The organism is Pandoraea sp. XJJ-1, assembly GCF_026802345.1.
GTDB classification, from domain to species: domain Bacteria; phylum Pseudomonadota; class Gammaproteobacteria; order Burkholderiales; family Burkholderiaceae; genus Pandoraea; species Pandoraea cepalis.
Map to the genome: position 1 here is coordinate 3,346,050 of NZ_CP113827.1, position 14,182 is coordinate 3,360,231.

The window sequence follows — 14,182 nt, forward strand, 5'->3', positions numbered from 1 at the left end:
GTCCGCCGTCGACATCGCGACGTCGTTCCCGAAGCGAGACTGCCACGCTCGCTCGTCGTGTCCTCGGAAGGGAACGCATCGGCCAACATCGCCCGCAGATACTCGACAATCCGGCAAGCCGATACCGCAAAACAGGGGGGGACGAAATGGGGTCGGCGCTACGGTAACGTTAGGCTCCCCGTCCTCCTTCCCACGACCTCGCCATGACGCTCAAATTTCGCAATCCGGCGAACGGAGATGTCGTCGAGATCACGCGTCTGTCGTGTGTCGCCGCCTTCTTCCTCGGTCCGCTTTACCTCATGGCCTACGGATTCGCGTGGCATGCGCTCGCCTGGACCCTCCTCGCCATCGGACCCGCGTTGATCTGGAAGGAATCGGCGTTAGCGTTTTCGCTGCCCGCCACTTGCCTGCTCTACTCGCTGATGATTCATCCGCTGCTCATCGGCAAGCTGCGCGCCAATGGCTGGCTGCCCACGCGCGACGACGCCGTGCCCAGCCCTCGCCAGCGCGGCTACGACGTGTACGGCGACGCGCCTGCCCTCCGGCGCGCGGACGCAGGCCACCCCCTCCCCGCGACGCCACGCCCTGCCGCCAACGATGGCGAGTCGTCGGCGTAACGCGACAAGCCGTGCCCGAACAGCACCGAGGCGATCAGACGGGCGACGTTACGCTGTCGTCAGTGTCAGGTGAGGCCTGCGGCGACATTGCAATGAATCGATCGATCGCCGCCGAGGCGTGTTCGGCGCGATAAGCGAGGCTGATCGGTGCGAGCGGCACGTCACCCTCGATCGGCCAGAACCCCATGCCGGGCGTGCGGATCTGACTGACCGACGCGGGCACGAGCGACACCCCGAACCCCGCCGCGACCATGGGCACGATCGACGTGATCTGCGGCGCCTCCTGCCCGAGCTTCGGGTGAAATCCAGCCGACTCGCAGGCCGCAATCGTGCGGTCATACAGCGCGGGACTGATCTCGCGCGGCAGCAGGATGAACTCGTCGCGGGCGAGCGCGGCCAGCGGCACGCGCTTGCGCGCGCACATCGCGTGGCCGAGCGGCAACACCAGCACCATCGGCTCGTCGACGACCGGCACCATGACGATTCCGGGCGGCACCTCGAACGGCGTGCGCACAAACGCCACGTCGACCGCTTCGTCGACCAGCGCCGTGAGCAGACTGGCCGTGTTGCTCTGTTGCGGATGCAGTTGCACGTCCGGATAGCGTGCGCGGAAGTCACGGATCCACGCAGGAATGCGGGGCTCGAAGTAGGTCGCGCCCGCAAACCCGATACGGATCTGCCCCGCCTCGCCGCGTGAGATCTGCTGCATCCGGCGCTTGACGCGCTCTACTCGCTCCAGCACCTGCCGCGCTTCCGGCAGGAACGCCTCCCCCAGCTCCGTGAGGACGACATCGCGCGGCAGACGCACGAACAACGGCCCGCCCAATTCCGCCTCGAGTTGCCGAATCTGCAAGCTCAACGGCGGTTGCTGAATGCCGACACGCGCCGCCGCCCGCGTGAAGTGGCGTTCTTCGGCGACCGCAATGAAATATTGCAAATGTCGCAATTCCATGACCGCTCCTCTGTCTGCCCGGCCCCATTGGGGTTCCCGTCATTCATACATAAAAGGTATCCAAATAGCGTCTTGAATATATTGGAAATGTGACCGATGGGTCAATACACTGCGAATCAGGCGCGGACAGGCTTGCCCTTAGCTGCCACGCCGAAAGATCAAGGGATTCGAATAAGAGAGACGAGGAGCCTGAAGATGTTTGAAGACCGCATCCGCCTGGCGTCGCTGCGCGACCGGGTGATGAGTGCCGACGAAGCGGCAATGTTGGTGCGAGACGGCATGGTGGTCGGCATGAGCGGGTTCACCCGCGCCGGCGACGCCAAGGACATGCCCATCGCGCTGGCCAAGCGGGCCAAGGCCCACCCGATGAAGATCACGCTGATCACGGGGGCGTCGCTCGGACACGATTCCGACAAGACGCTGACCGAAGCGGGCGTGCTGGCGAAGCGTCTGCCGTTCCAGGTCGACACGACGCTGCGCGGCGCGATCAATCGCGGCGACGTGATGTTTGTCGATCAGCATTTGTCGGAGACTGTCGAATTCCTGCGCACCGGACAGTTCGGCGCGCTCGACGTGGCCGTGATCGAGGCGGTCGCCATCACGGAAGACGGCGGGCTCGTGCCGAGTTCGTCGGTCGGCAATTCGGCGAGCTTTGCGATCCTCGCGGACAAGGTGATTGTCGAGATCAACCTCGCGCAGCCGCTCGCCTTCGAAGGCATGCACGACATCTGGATTCCGGGTCAGCGTCCGCATCGCGCGCCGTTGCCCATCGTCGACGTGCGCGATCGCGTCGGCACGAACGTGGTGAAGATTGCGCCGGAGAAGATCGCCGCCATCGTTATCACCGACACGCCGGACAGCGCCTCCAACGCGCTGCCGCCCGATGCGGACACGCAGAACATCGCCGGCCACCTCATCGAATTTTTCCAGCACGAAGTCTCGCGCGGCCGCCTGCCGCGCACGCTGCCTGCGATTCAGTCGGGCATCGGCACCATTGCCAATGCGGTGCTCACGGGCTTCATCGACTCGCCGTTCGAGAACCTCACGATGTACTCCGAGGTGCTGCAGGACTCGACGTTCGAACTCATGGATGCGGGCAAGATGGTGTTCGCGTCGGGGTCGTCGATCACGGTGTCGCAAGCCGTGCAGGATCGTGTTTTCAAGCATCTCGAGCGCTATCGCGACAAGCTCGTGCTGCGTCCGCAGGAGGTCAGCAACCATCCTGAAGTCATTCGACGGCTGGGGTTGATCGCACTCAACACCGCGCTCGAAGCGGACATTTACGGCAACGTGAATTCCACGCACGTCGGTGGCACGCACATGATGAACGGCATCGGCGGCTCGGGCGACTTCGCTCGCAACGCCCGCATGGCGATCTTCGCCACCAAGTCGATTGCAAAGGACGGAAAGATCTCGAGCATCGTGCCGATGGTGCCGCACGTCGACCACAACGAGCACGACGTGGACATCCTCGTGACGGAGCAAGGCCTGGCCGATCTGCGCACGCTCGCCCCGCGCGAGCGCGTGAACCTGGTGATCGATCATTGCGCGCACCCGAGCTACCGAGAAGTGCTGCGCGACTACTATCGCGACGCCCTGCGCTATGGCGGGCAGACGCCGCACGCGCTGGATCACGCGTTCGACATGCACGTCAACTTGCGCGAGCGTGGCTCGATGTTGGCGGGCAGATAACATCGCCGACGGTCGCCAACGCCGACGGGCGGGCGACCGGATGCGGCGACCGTTGCGATGGATGCGACGGGCTCAACCATTGCGATGGCGCCGACGCGCATTGTCGACGCCGGGGAAGAACATGGGACGCATGCGGTCCTGTGGGCCGAACGCCGATGCGGGCGTTCAGGCATTCGCGGCTCGCCGGCGTGCGCAGGCGAGCCGTTTTTTATGGACACAACGGCCGCTCAGGCCGAGAACACCATGCAAACGGGACTCCCGGTCGCGGCCTTGAAGCCGGTCGGCGTCAACTTGCCGGTCTTGTCGTTGATGGCGAAGGCGACGATGCTGTCGCTCGCTTCATTGAGCGCATAAAGGCATTGGCCGCCTGGCGCGATGCGGAAGAACCGCGGCGTCTTCCCTTGCGTCGACGTCGCCTCGACAAAGGTCAGGTGTCCGGTCTGCGCATCGACACTGAATACGCTGATGCTGTCGTGGCCGCGATTCGACGAATAGACGAACCGTCCGGACGGCGCCACTTCGATTTCCGACGCGCGACTATTTCCCGTAAAGGTATCCGGCAACGCCGAGACGATCTGCTTCGGCGACAGTGCGCCGCTCGCGCCGTCATAGGCATACGTCGTCACGGTCGAGTCCAGCTCGTTCACGATATACGCGAGGTGCCCATTCGGGTGAAACGCAAGGTGTCTGGGGCCAGCCCCCTCGCGCGAAACGACAAACGGCGTCGCGGCGGGATTCAGCTTGCCGTCAGAGAAGCGGAACGCGAACGTCCGATCCAGCCCCTTGTCGGGCACGATCACATACCGGCCGGTTGGATCGAACGCATTGAAGTGCGGTTTGGAGAGCTTCTGCTCGCTCCGATGCGGGCCGATCGGCCCGTCCAGCTTGACGAGTTGGGTCACCTCGCCCAGCCCACCGTTGGCGGTGATGGGCAGCACCGCCAGGCTCGAACTCAAATGATTCGAGACGACGATGAACTGCCCCGTCGGATCGATCGCCAGATGCACCGGGTTGTGTCCCTTCGTGCTTTGGCGATTGATGAATTCGAGGGTCCCACTGGCCTTGTCGACGGCAAAGGCGCTGATGTCGCTCAGGTCGCCGTGAACGGCATACAGCCGGTCGCCCGCACGATTGAGTGCGAGGAACGAGGGGTTCACCGGCCCTTTGAACACCTGCACCAAGGCCAGCTCGGCATGGTCCGGGCTGAGTCGATACACGGTGATGCCGTCCCCGCGCGCGTTTCGCTCGCGTGTCGTACGCGAGCCGACGTAGGCGTAGATCGGCTGACCCGCGGCCCCCGTGCGATGCGCCACCTCATCCGCCATGGCCTGTGCCGAGCTGCCGAGCACGGTGATGGCGCCCGACGCGACCACCCCTTTGAGCAGTCGACGACGCGATGCGTCATGCATCCCGAACGCTTCCGACGATTGATCCTTCGATGCCATACCTTTGTCTCCTGGGCATTGTTGTTGGCGGTGATGCGACAAGACCGTCCGCCGTGGCATGACGGCGGGCCTGACACGAACCTGGATCAGGCGGTCTTCGCGACCCAGAACGTTCGAATATTGGTGAATTCGCGCATCCCCACCGCGGCGAGTTCGCGACCGTAGCCGGACCGCTTCGTGCCGCCAAACGGGATACGCGCATCGGACGCGGTCATGGCGTTGATGAATGCCGCGCCCGTGGTGACGCGCTTCGCGATGTTCAGCGCACGTGCCTGTGAGGCCGACCAGATGCTGATCGAGAGGCCGAACGGCGTGGCGTTTGCCAGGCGAATCGCGTCTTCGTCGTCCTTGGCCACCGCAATCGCCGCGAGCGGACCGAACGTTTCCTCGTCGAACGCCGCCATGCCCGGCGCGACATTGCCAAGCACGGTCGGCGGGTAGAAGCACCCGGCGCCCTCCACTGCCTTGCCCCCGGCGAGCAATACGGCGCCCGCGTCGACCGACGCCCTGACCTGACGATCCAGCGTGTCGCGCAAATCGGCGCGCGCGAGCGGGCCCATCTGGGTTGCCGGATCGCGCGGATCGCCGACCCGCAACGCCTTCACCGTGGCCACGAATTGTTCGGTAAAGCTGTCTGCAATCGCTTGCGAGACGATGAACCGCTTCGCGCAAACACAGCTTTGCCCGGCGTTGTTGAAGCGCGCCTTCACCGCGGCAGCCACGGCGCTCGGCACGTCCGCATCGTCGAGCACAACGAAGGCATCGGAGCCGCCCAGCTCGAGCACCGAGCGCTTGGACGCCCGGCCTGCCGCCGCACCGACGGCCGCGCCCGCGCGATTGGACCCGGTCAGCGTGGCGGCCGCGATACGGTCGTCCGCGATGAGTCGCTCGATGACTTGCGGCACCTCCGGCTCGGCCACCACGAGCGCGCTCACCAGATGAGCGGGCAGCCCGGCGGCAACGAACAGCGCCTCGAGCGCCAAGGCACAGCCCGTCACGTTGGGCGAGTGCTTCAGCAACACGCCATTGCCGGCCGTGATGGCGGGAATGGCGAAGCGCATCACCTGCCACACCGGGAAGTTCCACGGCATGACCGCCAGCACCAGGCCGATCGGCTCGTAACCGACCCAGGCGTCGACGCCGTCGATGCTCACGGGCTCGTTCGCCAGCATCTTGTGCGCGTTCTCGGCGTAGTAGAGGGCGGTCACCGCCGACTTCTCCACCTCGCCGGCCGCTTCCGTGGTGATCTTGCCCATCTCTTTGGTGACGAGCGCCGCCAGTCGAGGGCTTTGCTTGCGCAGCTCGTCCGCAATGCGGCGCACGGCGGCTACGCGCACCTCCAGCGGCTCCTTGCCCCAGGCCAGCGCGGCACGATGGCCCTGCTGAAGCGCCGCCTCGATCCGTTCGGCGCTCCATGCTTCGTACGTTTCAAGGGGTTCGCCGTTGTACGGGCAAACGGTGGAAATCTGCTTAGTCATGACCGGGTGACTCCTTAGCTTGCTGATCTGCTGGCCAAGAACACCCTGTCCTCGGCCACTGCTGTCTGAATTACGCGTGGTGAAAGCGTTGCTCGCACAACGTGTTCACCTGACTCCCCTTCACGACGCATTGCTCCGCGGCCTGCCGCCATGCGGCGAAATGCGGCGCGGCGCGGTGGGCGTCGATGGCGGCTTCGTTGTCGTACAGTTCGTAGAAAACGAAGTGGTGTGGGTCGCGGATGTCCTGCGTCACGTCGAAGTACCGGCAACCCACCTCGTCGTTGAACGTACGGGTCGCGTTCTTCTGGATCGCGGCAAGGAAAGCATCGAGCTTCTCGGGGTAGACGCTCAGGGAAACGATCAATGCAATCATGTTGAACTCCGAATTTTTTTATAACTTTTAGATGAACGTCGGCAGCGCGCTGCCGGTCTCGTCGCTCAGCTTGGCGAGACTGCTCCATGTGGTGTCTGCGATGGTGATGCCGGCGCCGCGCAGGCGAAGGGTGTTGCGGTCTTCCAGCTCACCGGGGAAGAAGATCTCTTCCACACCGGCGGCGGTCGGCACGTCCTTCACCTCGTTGATGAGGGCCTGCATGCGTTGCTCGAACTCGGCCACCGGCATCATCGACTTGATGTCGATGGTGATCAGCATGTGGCCGCAGCCGGACTCGCGATTCGCCTCATAGGGGCCGGCCACGTCGGCGCCGAACTTGCTGCCGGTCAGGACTCCAGCGAGCACATCCATCATGAACGAGATGACGTACCCCTTATGACCCGCCATCGGAAGGATCAATCCGTGAACGGCGTCGGCGGCGTGGGTCGTCGGAACACCGTGCTCGTCGGCTGCCCAGTTGTTCGGGATCGGCTCGCCACGTTCGGCCGCCAGGTAAATCTTGCCGCGCGCGACCGCGGTATTCGCAATGTCCATCACGGCAACGCCGCGTGCCCCCGCGGGGGCGGCAATCGACCACGGATTGGTACCGATGGCCTTCTCCTTGCCACCCCAGGGCGCCATGGCGGGACTGGCATTCGTCGCCAGCAGCGCAACACACCCTGCCTCGGCGGCCATGCGGGTAAAGTAGGCGGCGGTGCCGAAGTGATTGGAGTTGCGAACGCCAATCGCGCTCACGCCAAACTGACGCGCACGCTCGATACCGGCATGCACGGCCTGCGCCGTCAGCACCTGGCCGATACCGTGACGGCCATCCACGATGGAGACTGCCCCGCCATCCATGACGATCTCCGATTGGGTCCGGGCCGTCATGACACCGCTGCGCAGGCGGTCCGCGTACCACGGCAAGCGCAACATGCCGTGTGACGAGTGGCCCCACAGTTCCGCGACAACAAGGCTATCGGCAAGTAGGTGGGCGTCGGCGGCGGGCACGCCCAAGGACTCGAGCACGGCCGTCCCGAATCGGGTCAACCCTTCGGCTTGAACGTTGTATGGCATGGGATTCTCCTGGTAATGCGATCTAACGAGATACGGTTTGCGGTTCGCGGCAACCGTGCCTTGCGCGTTAGCGCCCGGCGTGTTCGGCGGACACTGGGTTGGTCTTGCCGGATTCGGTCAGCGTGCGCGTGGCATCGACCGTCGCGTAGATCCAGAGGATCTTCATCGGCTGGGTCTTCGAGAGATTCCGGAAGCGGTGATTGACGTTCGGCGGGATGAACGTCACGTCATGCGGCTTCAACACATACTCGAGCCCATCGATGTCGAGCATCGCGTCGCCTTCCATCAGGACAACACTCTCCTGGCAGTTGTGACTGTGGAAGGGAATCTCCACACCCGGATCGAAGGACGTGTACCCGGTGATGAAGTTTGTCGTGCCGACCTCGCGCGTCACGAGCGGCATCGTGCGTGCACCACCACCGCGCTCGTGCGTGGGCAGGTTTTCCGGCTTGAGAAGGGCTGCGCCCGAAGGCGTCTGAATCGTCATGTTGACTCTCGTTGATATGGGGACATGCCCACTGGATTTCGCCTGGTATCAGGCGTGCGAGGCGCTGCTGTTTCCCGGGTGAACCACGGGCACCATCGGTCGACGGGTCATGCTCATTGCAATCGCCGCACCGGCAACCAGGAGGAGGCCGGCGATCCCGAACGCCCAGTCGTAGCTCCCGGTCTCGGCAATCACGTAACCGGTCGCGATGGGCGCGATCATCCCGAACACGTTGCCGCCGACGACCACGAAGGCCATGGCCTTGCCGACGTCCTTTGCGCTGGGCAGCAAGTCGTTGAGCAACGCGAAGTTGAGCGACGTCGTCGAAGCGATCCCGGTCAACGTCACCGAGAACACGACGAGCAGCAGCGTCATGTTTGACGTGAACGGCACGGCGAGAATGACGGCGCCGGTCAGCATCGCGAGGGCAACCGCATTGCGACGACGCCCCGTCGCGACGCCGCCGCGCTTGACATACATGTCGCTCAGACGACCGGCCAGCACACACAGGACCACCGACACCGCGTACGGAACGGCGGCGAACAAGCCCGTCTTGGCGATCGACAGGTGACGGGTCGCGTGCAGGTAGCTGGGCAACCAGGTGAGGAACAGGTATTGCGTGTAGACGTTGCAGCCCTGCGTGAGCGCCAACCCCCACAGGGTCGGCGTCTTCATGAGCGTGAGGAGACCTTGCGTTTGCTGCCCGGGCGCCGCGCCTGCCGGGCGGACTTCTCGCTCGTGCACGATTTTTTCGCGCTCGGCGTCCGACAGCCATTTCGCCTTTTCCGGCGCATTGAAGAAGATCAGCCATGCCAGCAGCCAGACCATGCCGATCCCTCCCGCGATGACGAACGACGTGCGCCATCCGTGGGCCGCCACCAGGTACGCCAGCAACACCGAGCAGATCGCCGGACCGGCATACGAACCGCTGTTGAACAGCGCCGTCACCACGCCCCGCTCACCGGTGGGAATCCATTGCCGGATGACCTTAGCCCCGACCGGATTGCTCGACGATTCGCCCGCCCCCATCACCAGCCGGGCGGCCAGCAACGCACCGAAACTGCCGGCCACACCGGTGAGGGCCGTGGCCGCGGACCAAATGAAGATCCCGATGCCCGCAATACGCTTGGTGCCGAACTTGTCCAGCAACATGCCCATGGGCAGCAGGAACAGCGCGTAACTCCAGATGAACGACGAGAACAGGTATCCCATGTTCACCGTCGAGAGGTGGAACTCCGCCGCGATCGGTGCGGCAGCAATCGAAAGCGCGATGCGATCCATGTAGTTGATCATCGCGAGCGAAAACAGGAAAACGGCTATCCAGCCACGGCGGTATGACATCGTTGTCTCCACGTGGGGTTGCAACACCCCTGATATCTTTTTGTGATTAAAAAACGCATTTCATGCCAAAAAAAGAGGAGACGAAATCGCCCCCTCACCCACGCCTACGTAGACACCATCTCGGAGGCGAAGACCTTCCCGGTACGAACCTTTCTGCGTCGCGCCCCTTCCAGGTGCTCACGCAACAGCGCCGCAGCCTTGAAAAGATCCTGCGCGCGGATCGCGTCGAGAATCGTCAAGTGCTCCCGCGCCTGATCCTGCCTGGGCTTTCGCTCGCGCGCCTGCCGATACTCGACCAGGCGACGCAACCGGTCCATGCGACGAACGGACTGCAGTATGAAACGATTGCCCGACCACTTGGCAATCGTCTCGTGCATTTCGCTATTCGCCTCGAACAATTCGACCGAGGTCATCGTGAGATACCCACCGTCCACGATGTACTGCTGACGGCGGCGCAACTCGGCCAGTTCGATCGGGTCGCAACGAAACGTCGGTGACAGGATGCCGGTGGGTTCGATGGCCGCTCGGAAAAGATAGCTTTCCTCGTACGCGTCGATCGAGTCGATCATCGGCAGAAACTGCCACCCCTGCCCCACTTGCCGCTCGAGCCAGCCTTCCTCCTGCATCACGGAAAGCACTTTGCGCAGGACACTGCGCGCCACGTCGTATTGCCGCATCAGATCGGCCTCGGAGACAACGTCGGGCAATCGCCCCGCCAGGCGGTCTTCCGCAATCTTCAGATAGAGCGGCTCATCCGGCTCTTCGGAAAACTGAGAGGCAATGTCGGTCAGCTCGCGCGCCGACTTGGCCAGAAAATAGCCGCGATTGTGATCATGAAACAGCACCCCCAGCTCGGCCAAGTGCTTCAAGGCAACGTTGACGGGCGTTCTCGACGTGCCGATACGTTCGGCCAGCACCGACTCCGCGAGGCGCTCACCTTGCGCCAGATCGTCCTTGCGGGCAAGCGAGAGAATTTCCTTGGTGACACGAATTTGCAGCGGGGTCAAAGGCATGGTGTGAAGAGAGTGCGACGGCGCGAAACTGACCTCGAACGAAGGCAAGCCGCGCGCAAATGCGCGCGCCCCCGCCGTATCCGACGTCAATTTTGCCACACCCACTTCCACCTCCCGATTCAATGCTGACGATCCTCTTCAAAGTCCTGGATGCACGCTTGGACGCATCTCGTTTGCTTATTGCGTTTTTTGATAATATAATGCACTTAATCGAAATGCAAGAAATGATCGTCTCACCTGGAGAAAACCCCGATGTGGTTTGTTTCATCCACCGCTTGGTTCCCGTCGGCATCGAGTCTCCTGTCGGCCCGCGATGGCGACATGCACGCTCACCGGACGACGGCGCAACGCGGCGGCCGACGCCGAATCGCCGTCGGCGTGGGGGTATGACAATGGACCGTCAGTATGCTTACGTCGGCTGCAGGACGACCCGCGAGCGAGACGCACGCGGCAAGGGCATCGGTGTCTATTCGGTGGATTCGGCAACGGGCGCGTGGTCACTCGTCGACATCGTCCCTACGTTGGACAACCCGTCGTTTCTCGCGCTCAACCCGGATCAGACGGTGCTTTACACAGTGCATGGCGACGGCGATCAGGTCAGCGCGTTTCGCATCGACGCCTCATCCGGCCGCCTGACGCCCCTCAACAGTCGTTCGTGCGAAGGCCGCAATCCGGTTCACCTCGACCTGTCGAAGTGCGGTCGATGGCTCGCCATCGCCAATTACGCCACCGGGAATGTCACGCGCCTCGCGATTGCGGCGGACGGCGCCTTGGGGGAGCCCTCGACGACGGTCGCCCTGGAAGGATCGCCCGGTCCGCATCGCACCGAACAGGCCTCGTCGCATCCGCATCAGATCGCCCGCTACTCGACGCGGCAAGTCGACTCGGATTGGCACATCGTTCCCGACAAGGCGCTCGACATAGTGTTCGCGATTCGCTGGCAGGACGACGGACACGTGCAAACGGTAGCCAACCGATGGCGACCGGGTTCCGGCCCTCGCCACGCGGCCTTCCATCCGACGCAGCCGCTGATCTATGTGGCAAACGAGCTGGATTCGACGATGACCACGTGGGCACTGAATCGCGAGACCGGCCAATGCACCGCGCTGGGGACGGTGTCACTCATTCCCGGCGAGTTCGATGGTGTCAATAGTGCCGCCGGCATCGCCATCACGCCTTCCGGGCGCACGCTGTACGTCTCCAATCGGGGCCACGATTCCGTGGCAACGCTGCGACTGGATCCGGTATCCGGCCGCTGCGGCGCGCCCACGTGGACCAGCACATTCGGCCAGTTCCCCCGCTTCCTGTGCGTATCGCCGTCAGGCCGGGACCTGTACGTCGCCAATGAGCGTTCCGACGCGATTATTCAGTATGCGATCGACGAAGATCGGGACGCGCCCGCGCCGACGGGCGTGGTCATTGAAACGGGCAGTCCCGTGTGTATCGTCTTCAAGACGCGTTAGTTCTTCGCCGCCGCCTCGGCCTCAGTCTGCTCGATGGCCTCGACGATGATGCGCAGCGTGGCGTCGAGATGTGCTTGCATGTGCCGCCGGGCCGCATCCACGTCGCGGGCGCGGTATTCGTCGAGCATCGTCTGGTGTTCCTGATTGCTCACGTCGACGTGCGCGGGACGCATATGGAGCGACAACGCAATGTAGGGGCCCGACGCATCGCGCAGGGTCTTGATCAGGTGCGCCAGTCGGGAGTTGTCCTGCGACGCCCATAGCGCCGCGTGAAACGCCTGGTTCAGTTCGGTCCATTTGGCGACGTCCGACGTCGCGAGCATCTCGGTGTGCAGCGCCTGGGCGTTGGCGATGTCCCCCTCCCGAAGCGTGGCCATCGCTTGCTCGACCATCATCGGTTCGAGCGTTTTGCGCAGACGGTACAGCTCGTTGACGTCGTCGATCGTAAGACCGCGTACCACGGCACCACGGTGAACGTCGAAAAACACGAGCCCCTCGGACACCAGCGTGCGCAGCGCTTCGCGCACAGGCGTCGTCGACATCTCCAGACGCCGCGCGAGATCGTCCTGCCGAAGCCGGTCGCCCGCCTTCAACTTGCCTTGCAGAATCTCAGCACGCAACGTCTCGATGGCATATTGGTAGGCCGTGAGCCGGCGACGGCCTGACGTGCCGGAGACGCTCGATGCGCTCGATGCGCTCGATAGGCTCGGTGTGCCGGACACGCTGGCCGATGCAGAAGGCGTGCTTTTCAAAGGAGTGCCGTGTGTGGATTATCGACGCGCGAGTGTACTCCAGTTCGCCAGCGCTTCCCCAACGGCGCCGGGCGCAACGCCCGACGCGATGAGCGCCGCCACCAGAAGCCGGGCCTTGAGCGCCGAGAGCCAACCGGCCATGTGCGCGCCGCGCCGAACCAGGTCGATTTCAGCACCGACATACCCATAGGTTTCACACGCCGTCGGCCCGCTCGCCGCACGACTGGCGACCACCACCGGCACTTGCTCGGCCAGCGCACCGATGCGCTGCGCGAATCCAAAGGAGACGTGTCCCGCGCCCTGCCCCGCAATCACGACGGCCTCGTAGCCGCCCTTCACCGCCAGCTCCGCCAGTTCGCCGTCATCGCCCAGCACGGCTGCCACCAGCGCGACCTTCGGCCACGCACGCACGGGTCGCGTAAGGGCGTGCGGGCGCGCCTGGCGTGCATGAAAGAACGCTGGGCCGCCTTCGACGAGACGTGCGGCGACGCCGCCGTCGCGCGACACAAACGCCTGCACCGCGAGCGAATCGCCCTTGCTGACCCACCGCGCGTAATGCGCCGTGTCGTTCATCACGACGAGCACGCCGCGCTCGACGCTCTCGGAATGCACCGCCACCCTGACGGCCGCCAGCAGATTCGCAGGACCGTCCGCGCCTGCGGCCTGCGGCGCGCGCATCGCCCCCGTGAGAATCAGCGGCGCGGGCAGTGTCCAGAACAAATCCAGCAGGAAGGCCGTTTCCTCGAGCGTGTCGGTGCCCTGCGTAAGCACGACGCCCACTGCCCCTGCCGCGACCTGTTGCTCGGCCCAGGCGAGCGCCTCCATCAGGTCGTCATAGCGCAGCGACGCGCTCGGCAGTTGTCGAAGCGATGCCGTCGTGATCATCGCCACGTCGGACAATCCGGGCACCGAGCGGGCCAGTTGCGCGGCGTCAAGCGTGGGGACGACGCCACCGGCGGCGTCTGAGGGGGTCATGCTGATCGTGCCGCCAAGCGAGGCGACGGCAACCACGGGAAGCGAATTGGGCATCGGGGATCGGTATCTGATTTCAGTCGATATGCATTATGCATTATATATAATCGACACTCGTCAGCATGCTGTCAGCCAGATACGGCTATTCGTTGATGTTTGTGGCGACTGCGGTGGGCGCGTGTTGGCGATGCTGTGCCGGTGCGGTCAAGGGCTGGACCGGAAGGGGGACGGCGCGATGCCAGGACGCATCGGCCTGATTCGACGTGAAGCGCCCGCCCACCGATGCGGGGGCGGGCGCTTCACGCCATTTAGCAGTTGCCCTTCTTCGCCTGTCCCGGCGGACAGAAGCCATTCCCCGGGCCGCCACGCCCGCCATAACCGCCATCGTCAGGAAGATAGACGGCGCAACTTGCCAGCAGGACCGTGGTAGCGACGAGCAGAAAGGAGAGCTTGCGCATTGGGGGGTATCTCCGAATGATGTGTCGTCATTCTACCCGTGACCTGTCTCGCAAGCCCGCGC

Annotated in this window: 14 protein-coding genes; 3 read left to right on the forward strand and 11 right to left on the reverse strand. The window is 64.0% G+C overall.

Going from position 1 to position 14,182, the window contains the following annotated elements:
* Positions 1 to 203 precede the first annotated feature (203 nt).
* Positions 204 to 617 carry a hypothetical protein gene (locus OYT13_RS15305; RefSeq protein ID WP_268566519.1) on the forward strand — a complete coding sequence of 138 codons (414 nt, stop codon included), beginning with the start codon at positions 204 to 206 and terminating at the stop codon, positions 615 to 617.
* A gap of 34 nt (positions 618 to 651) precedes the next feature.
* On the opposite strand, the gene OYT13_RS15310 is transcribed toward OYT13_RS15305, so the two are convergent.
* Positions 652 to 1,569, reverse strand: coding sequence for a LysR family transcriptional regulator (locus OYT13_RS15310; RefSeq protein ID WP_261938326.1), 918 nt, complete (start codon positions 1,567 to 1,569; stop codon positions 652 to 654).
* A gap of 195 nt (positions 1,570 to 1,764) precedes the next feature.
* On the opposite strand from OYT13_RS15310, the gene OYT13_RS15315 reads away from it, so the two are divergent.
* Positions 1,765 to 3,261 carry an acetyl-CoA hydrolase/transferase family protein gene (locus OYT13_RS15315; protein WP_268566520.1) on the forward strand — a complete coding sequence of 499 codons (1,497 nt, stop codon included), beginning with the start codon at positions 1,765 to 1,767 and terminating at the stop codon, positions 3,259 to 3,261.
* A 227-nt stretch (positions 3,262 to 3,488) separates the two neighbouring features.
* On the opposite strand, the gene OYT13_RS15320 is transcribed toward OYT13_RS15315, so the two are convergent.
* The 7 genes from OYT13_RS15320 to OYT13_RS15350 all read right to left on the reverse strand — a co-directional run bounded on the left by OYT13_RS15320 (position 3,489) and on the right by OYT13_RS15350 (position 10,574).
* A complete protein-coding gene (locus OYT13_RS15320; protein WP_268566521.1) occupies positions 3,489 to 4,706 on the reverse strand; it encodes a lactonase family protein in 1,218 nt (405 codons plus the stop codon).
* An 86-nt stretch (positions 4,707 to 4,792) separates the two neighbouring features.
* Complete coding sequence (locus OYT13_RS15325) at positions 4,793 to 6,184, reverse strand: NAD-dependent succinate-semialdehyde dehydrogenase (RefSeq protein WP_268566522.1); 1,392 nt, start codon at positions 6,182 to 6,184, stop codon at positions 4,793 to 4,795.
* A 70-nt stretch (positions 6,185 to 6,254) separates the two neighbouring features.
* Positions 6,255 to 6,557 carry a putative quinol monooxygenase gene (locus OYT13_RS15330; protein ID WP_268566523.1) on the reverse strand — a complete coding sequence of 101 codons (303 nt, stop codon included), beginning with the start codon at positions 6,555 to 6,557 and terminating at the stop codon, positions 6,255 to 6,257.
* A gap of 27 nt (positions 6,558 to 6,584) precedes the next feature.
* Positions 6,585 to 7,634 carry an Ldh family oxidoreductase gene (locus OYT13_RS15335; protein WP_268566524.1) on the reverse strand — a complete coding sequence of 350 codons (1,050 nt, stop codon included), beginning with the start codon at positions 7,632 to 7,634 and terminating at the stop codon, positions 6,585 to 6,587.
* A 67-nt stretch (positions 7,635 to 7,701) separates the two neighbouring features.
* Positions 7,702 to 8,121, reverse strand: a complete 420-nt coding sequence (locus tag OYT13_RS15340) for a cupin domain-containing protein (RefSeq protein WP_268566525.1) — start codon at positions 8,119 to 8,121, stop codon at positions 7,702 to 7,704.
* A 48-nt stretch (positions 8,122 to 8,169) separates the two neighbouring features.
* Positions 8,170 to 9,462, reverse strand: a complete 1,293-nt coding sequence (locus OYT13_RS15345) for an MFS transporter (protein WP_268566526.1) — start codon at positions 9,460 to 9,462, stop codon at positions 8,170 to 8,172.
* 104 nt (positions 9,463 to 9,566) lie between these two features.
* A complete protein-coding gene (locus OYT13_RS15350; RefSeq protein ID WP_268566527.1) occupies positions 9,567 to 10,574 on the reverse strand; it encodes a GntR family transcriptional regulator in 1,008 nt (335 codons plus the stop codon).
* Positions 10,575 to 10,861: 287 nt separating this feature from the next.
* Here OYT13_RS15350 and OYT13_RS15355 point away from each other — a divergent pair, with 287 nt between their 5' ends.
* Positions 10,862 to 11,938, forward strand: a complete 1,077-nt coding sequence (locus tag OYT13_RS15355) for a lactonase family protein (protein WP_268566528.1) — start codon at positions 10,862 to 10,864, stop codon at positions 11,936 to 11,938.
* Here OYT13_RS15355 and OYT13_RS15360 read toward each other — a convergent pair.
* The 3 genes from OYT13_RS15360 to OYT13_RS15370 form a co-directional block, all read right to left on the reverse strand.
* Positions 11,935 to 12,690: a GntR family transcriptional regulator gene (locus OYT13_RS15360; RefSeq protein WP_268566529.1), complete on the reverse strand. Its 756-nt coding sequence runs from the start codon at positions 12,688 to 12,690 to the stop codon at positions 11,935 to 11,937. The two genes, OYT13_RS15355 and OYT13_RS15360, sit on opposite strands and share 4 nt — an antisense overlap.
* An 18-nt stretch (positions 12,691 to 12,708) precedes the next feature.
* Positions 12,709 to 13,719 (reverse strand): asparaginase, encoded by a 1,011-nt coding sequence (locus OYT13_RS15365; protein ID WP_268566530.1) that lies wholly within the window; start codon positions 13,717 to 13,719, stop codon positions 12,709 to 12,711.
* A gap of 251 nt (positions 13,720 to 13,970) precedes the next feature.
* A complete protein-coding gene (locus OYT13_RS15370; RefSeq protein WP_017231954.1) occupies positions 13,971 to 14,120 on the reverse strand; it encodes a hypothetical protein in 150 nt (49 codons plus the stop codon).
* Positions 14,121 to 14,182 lie beyond the last annotated feature (62 nt).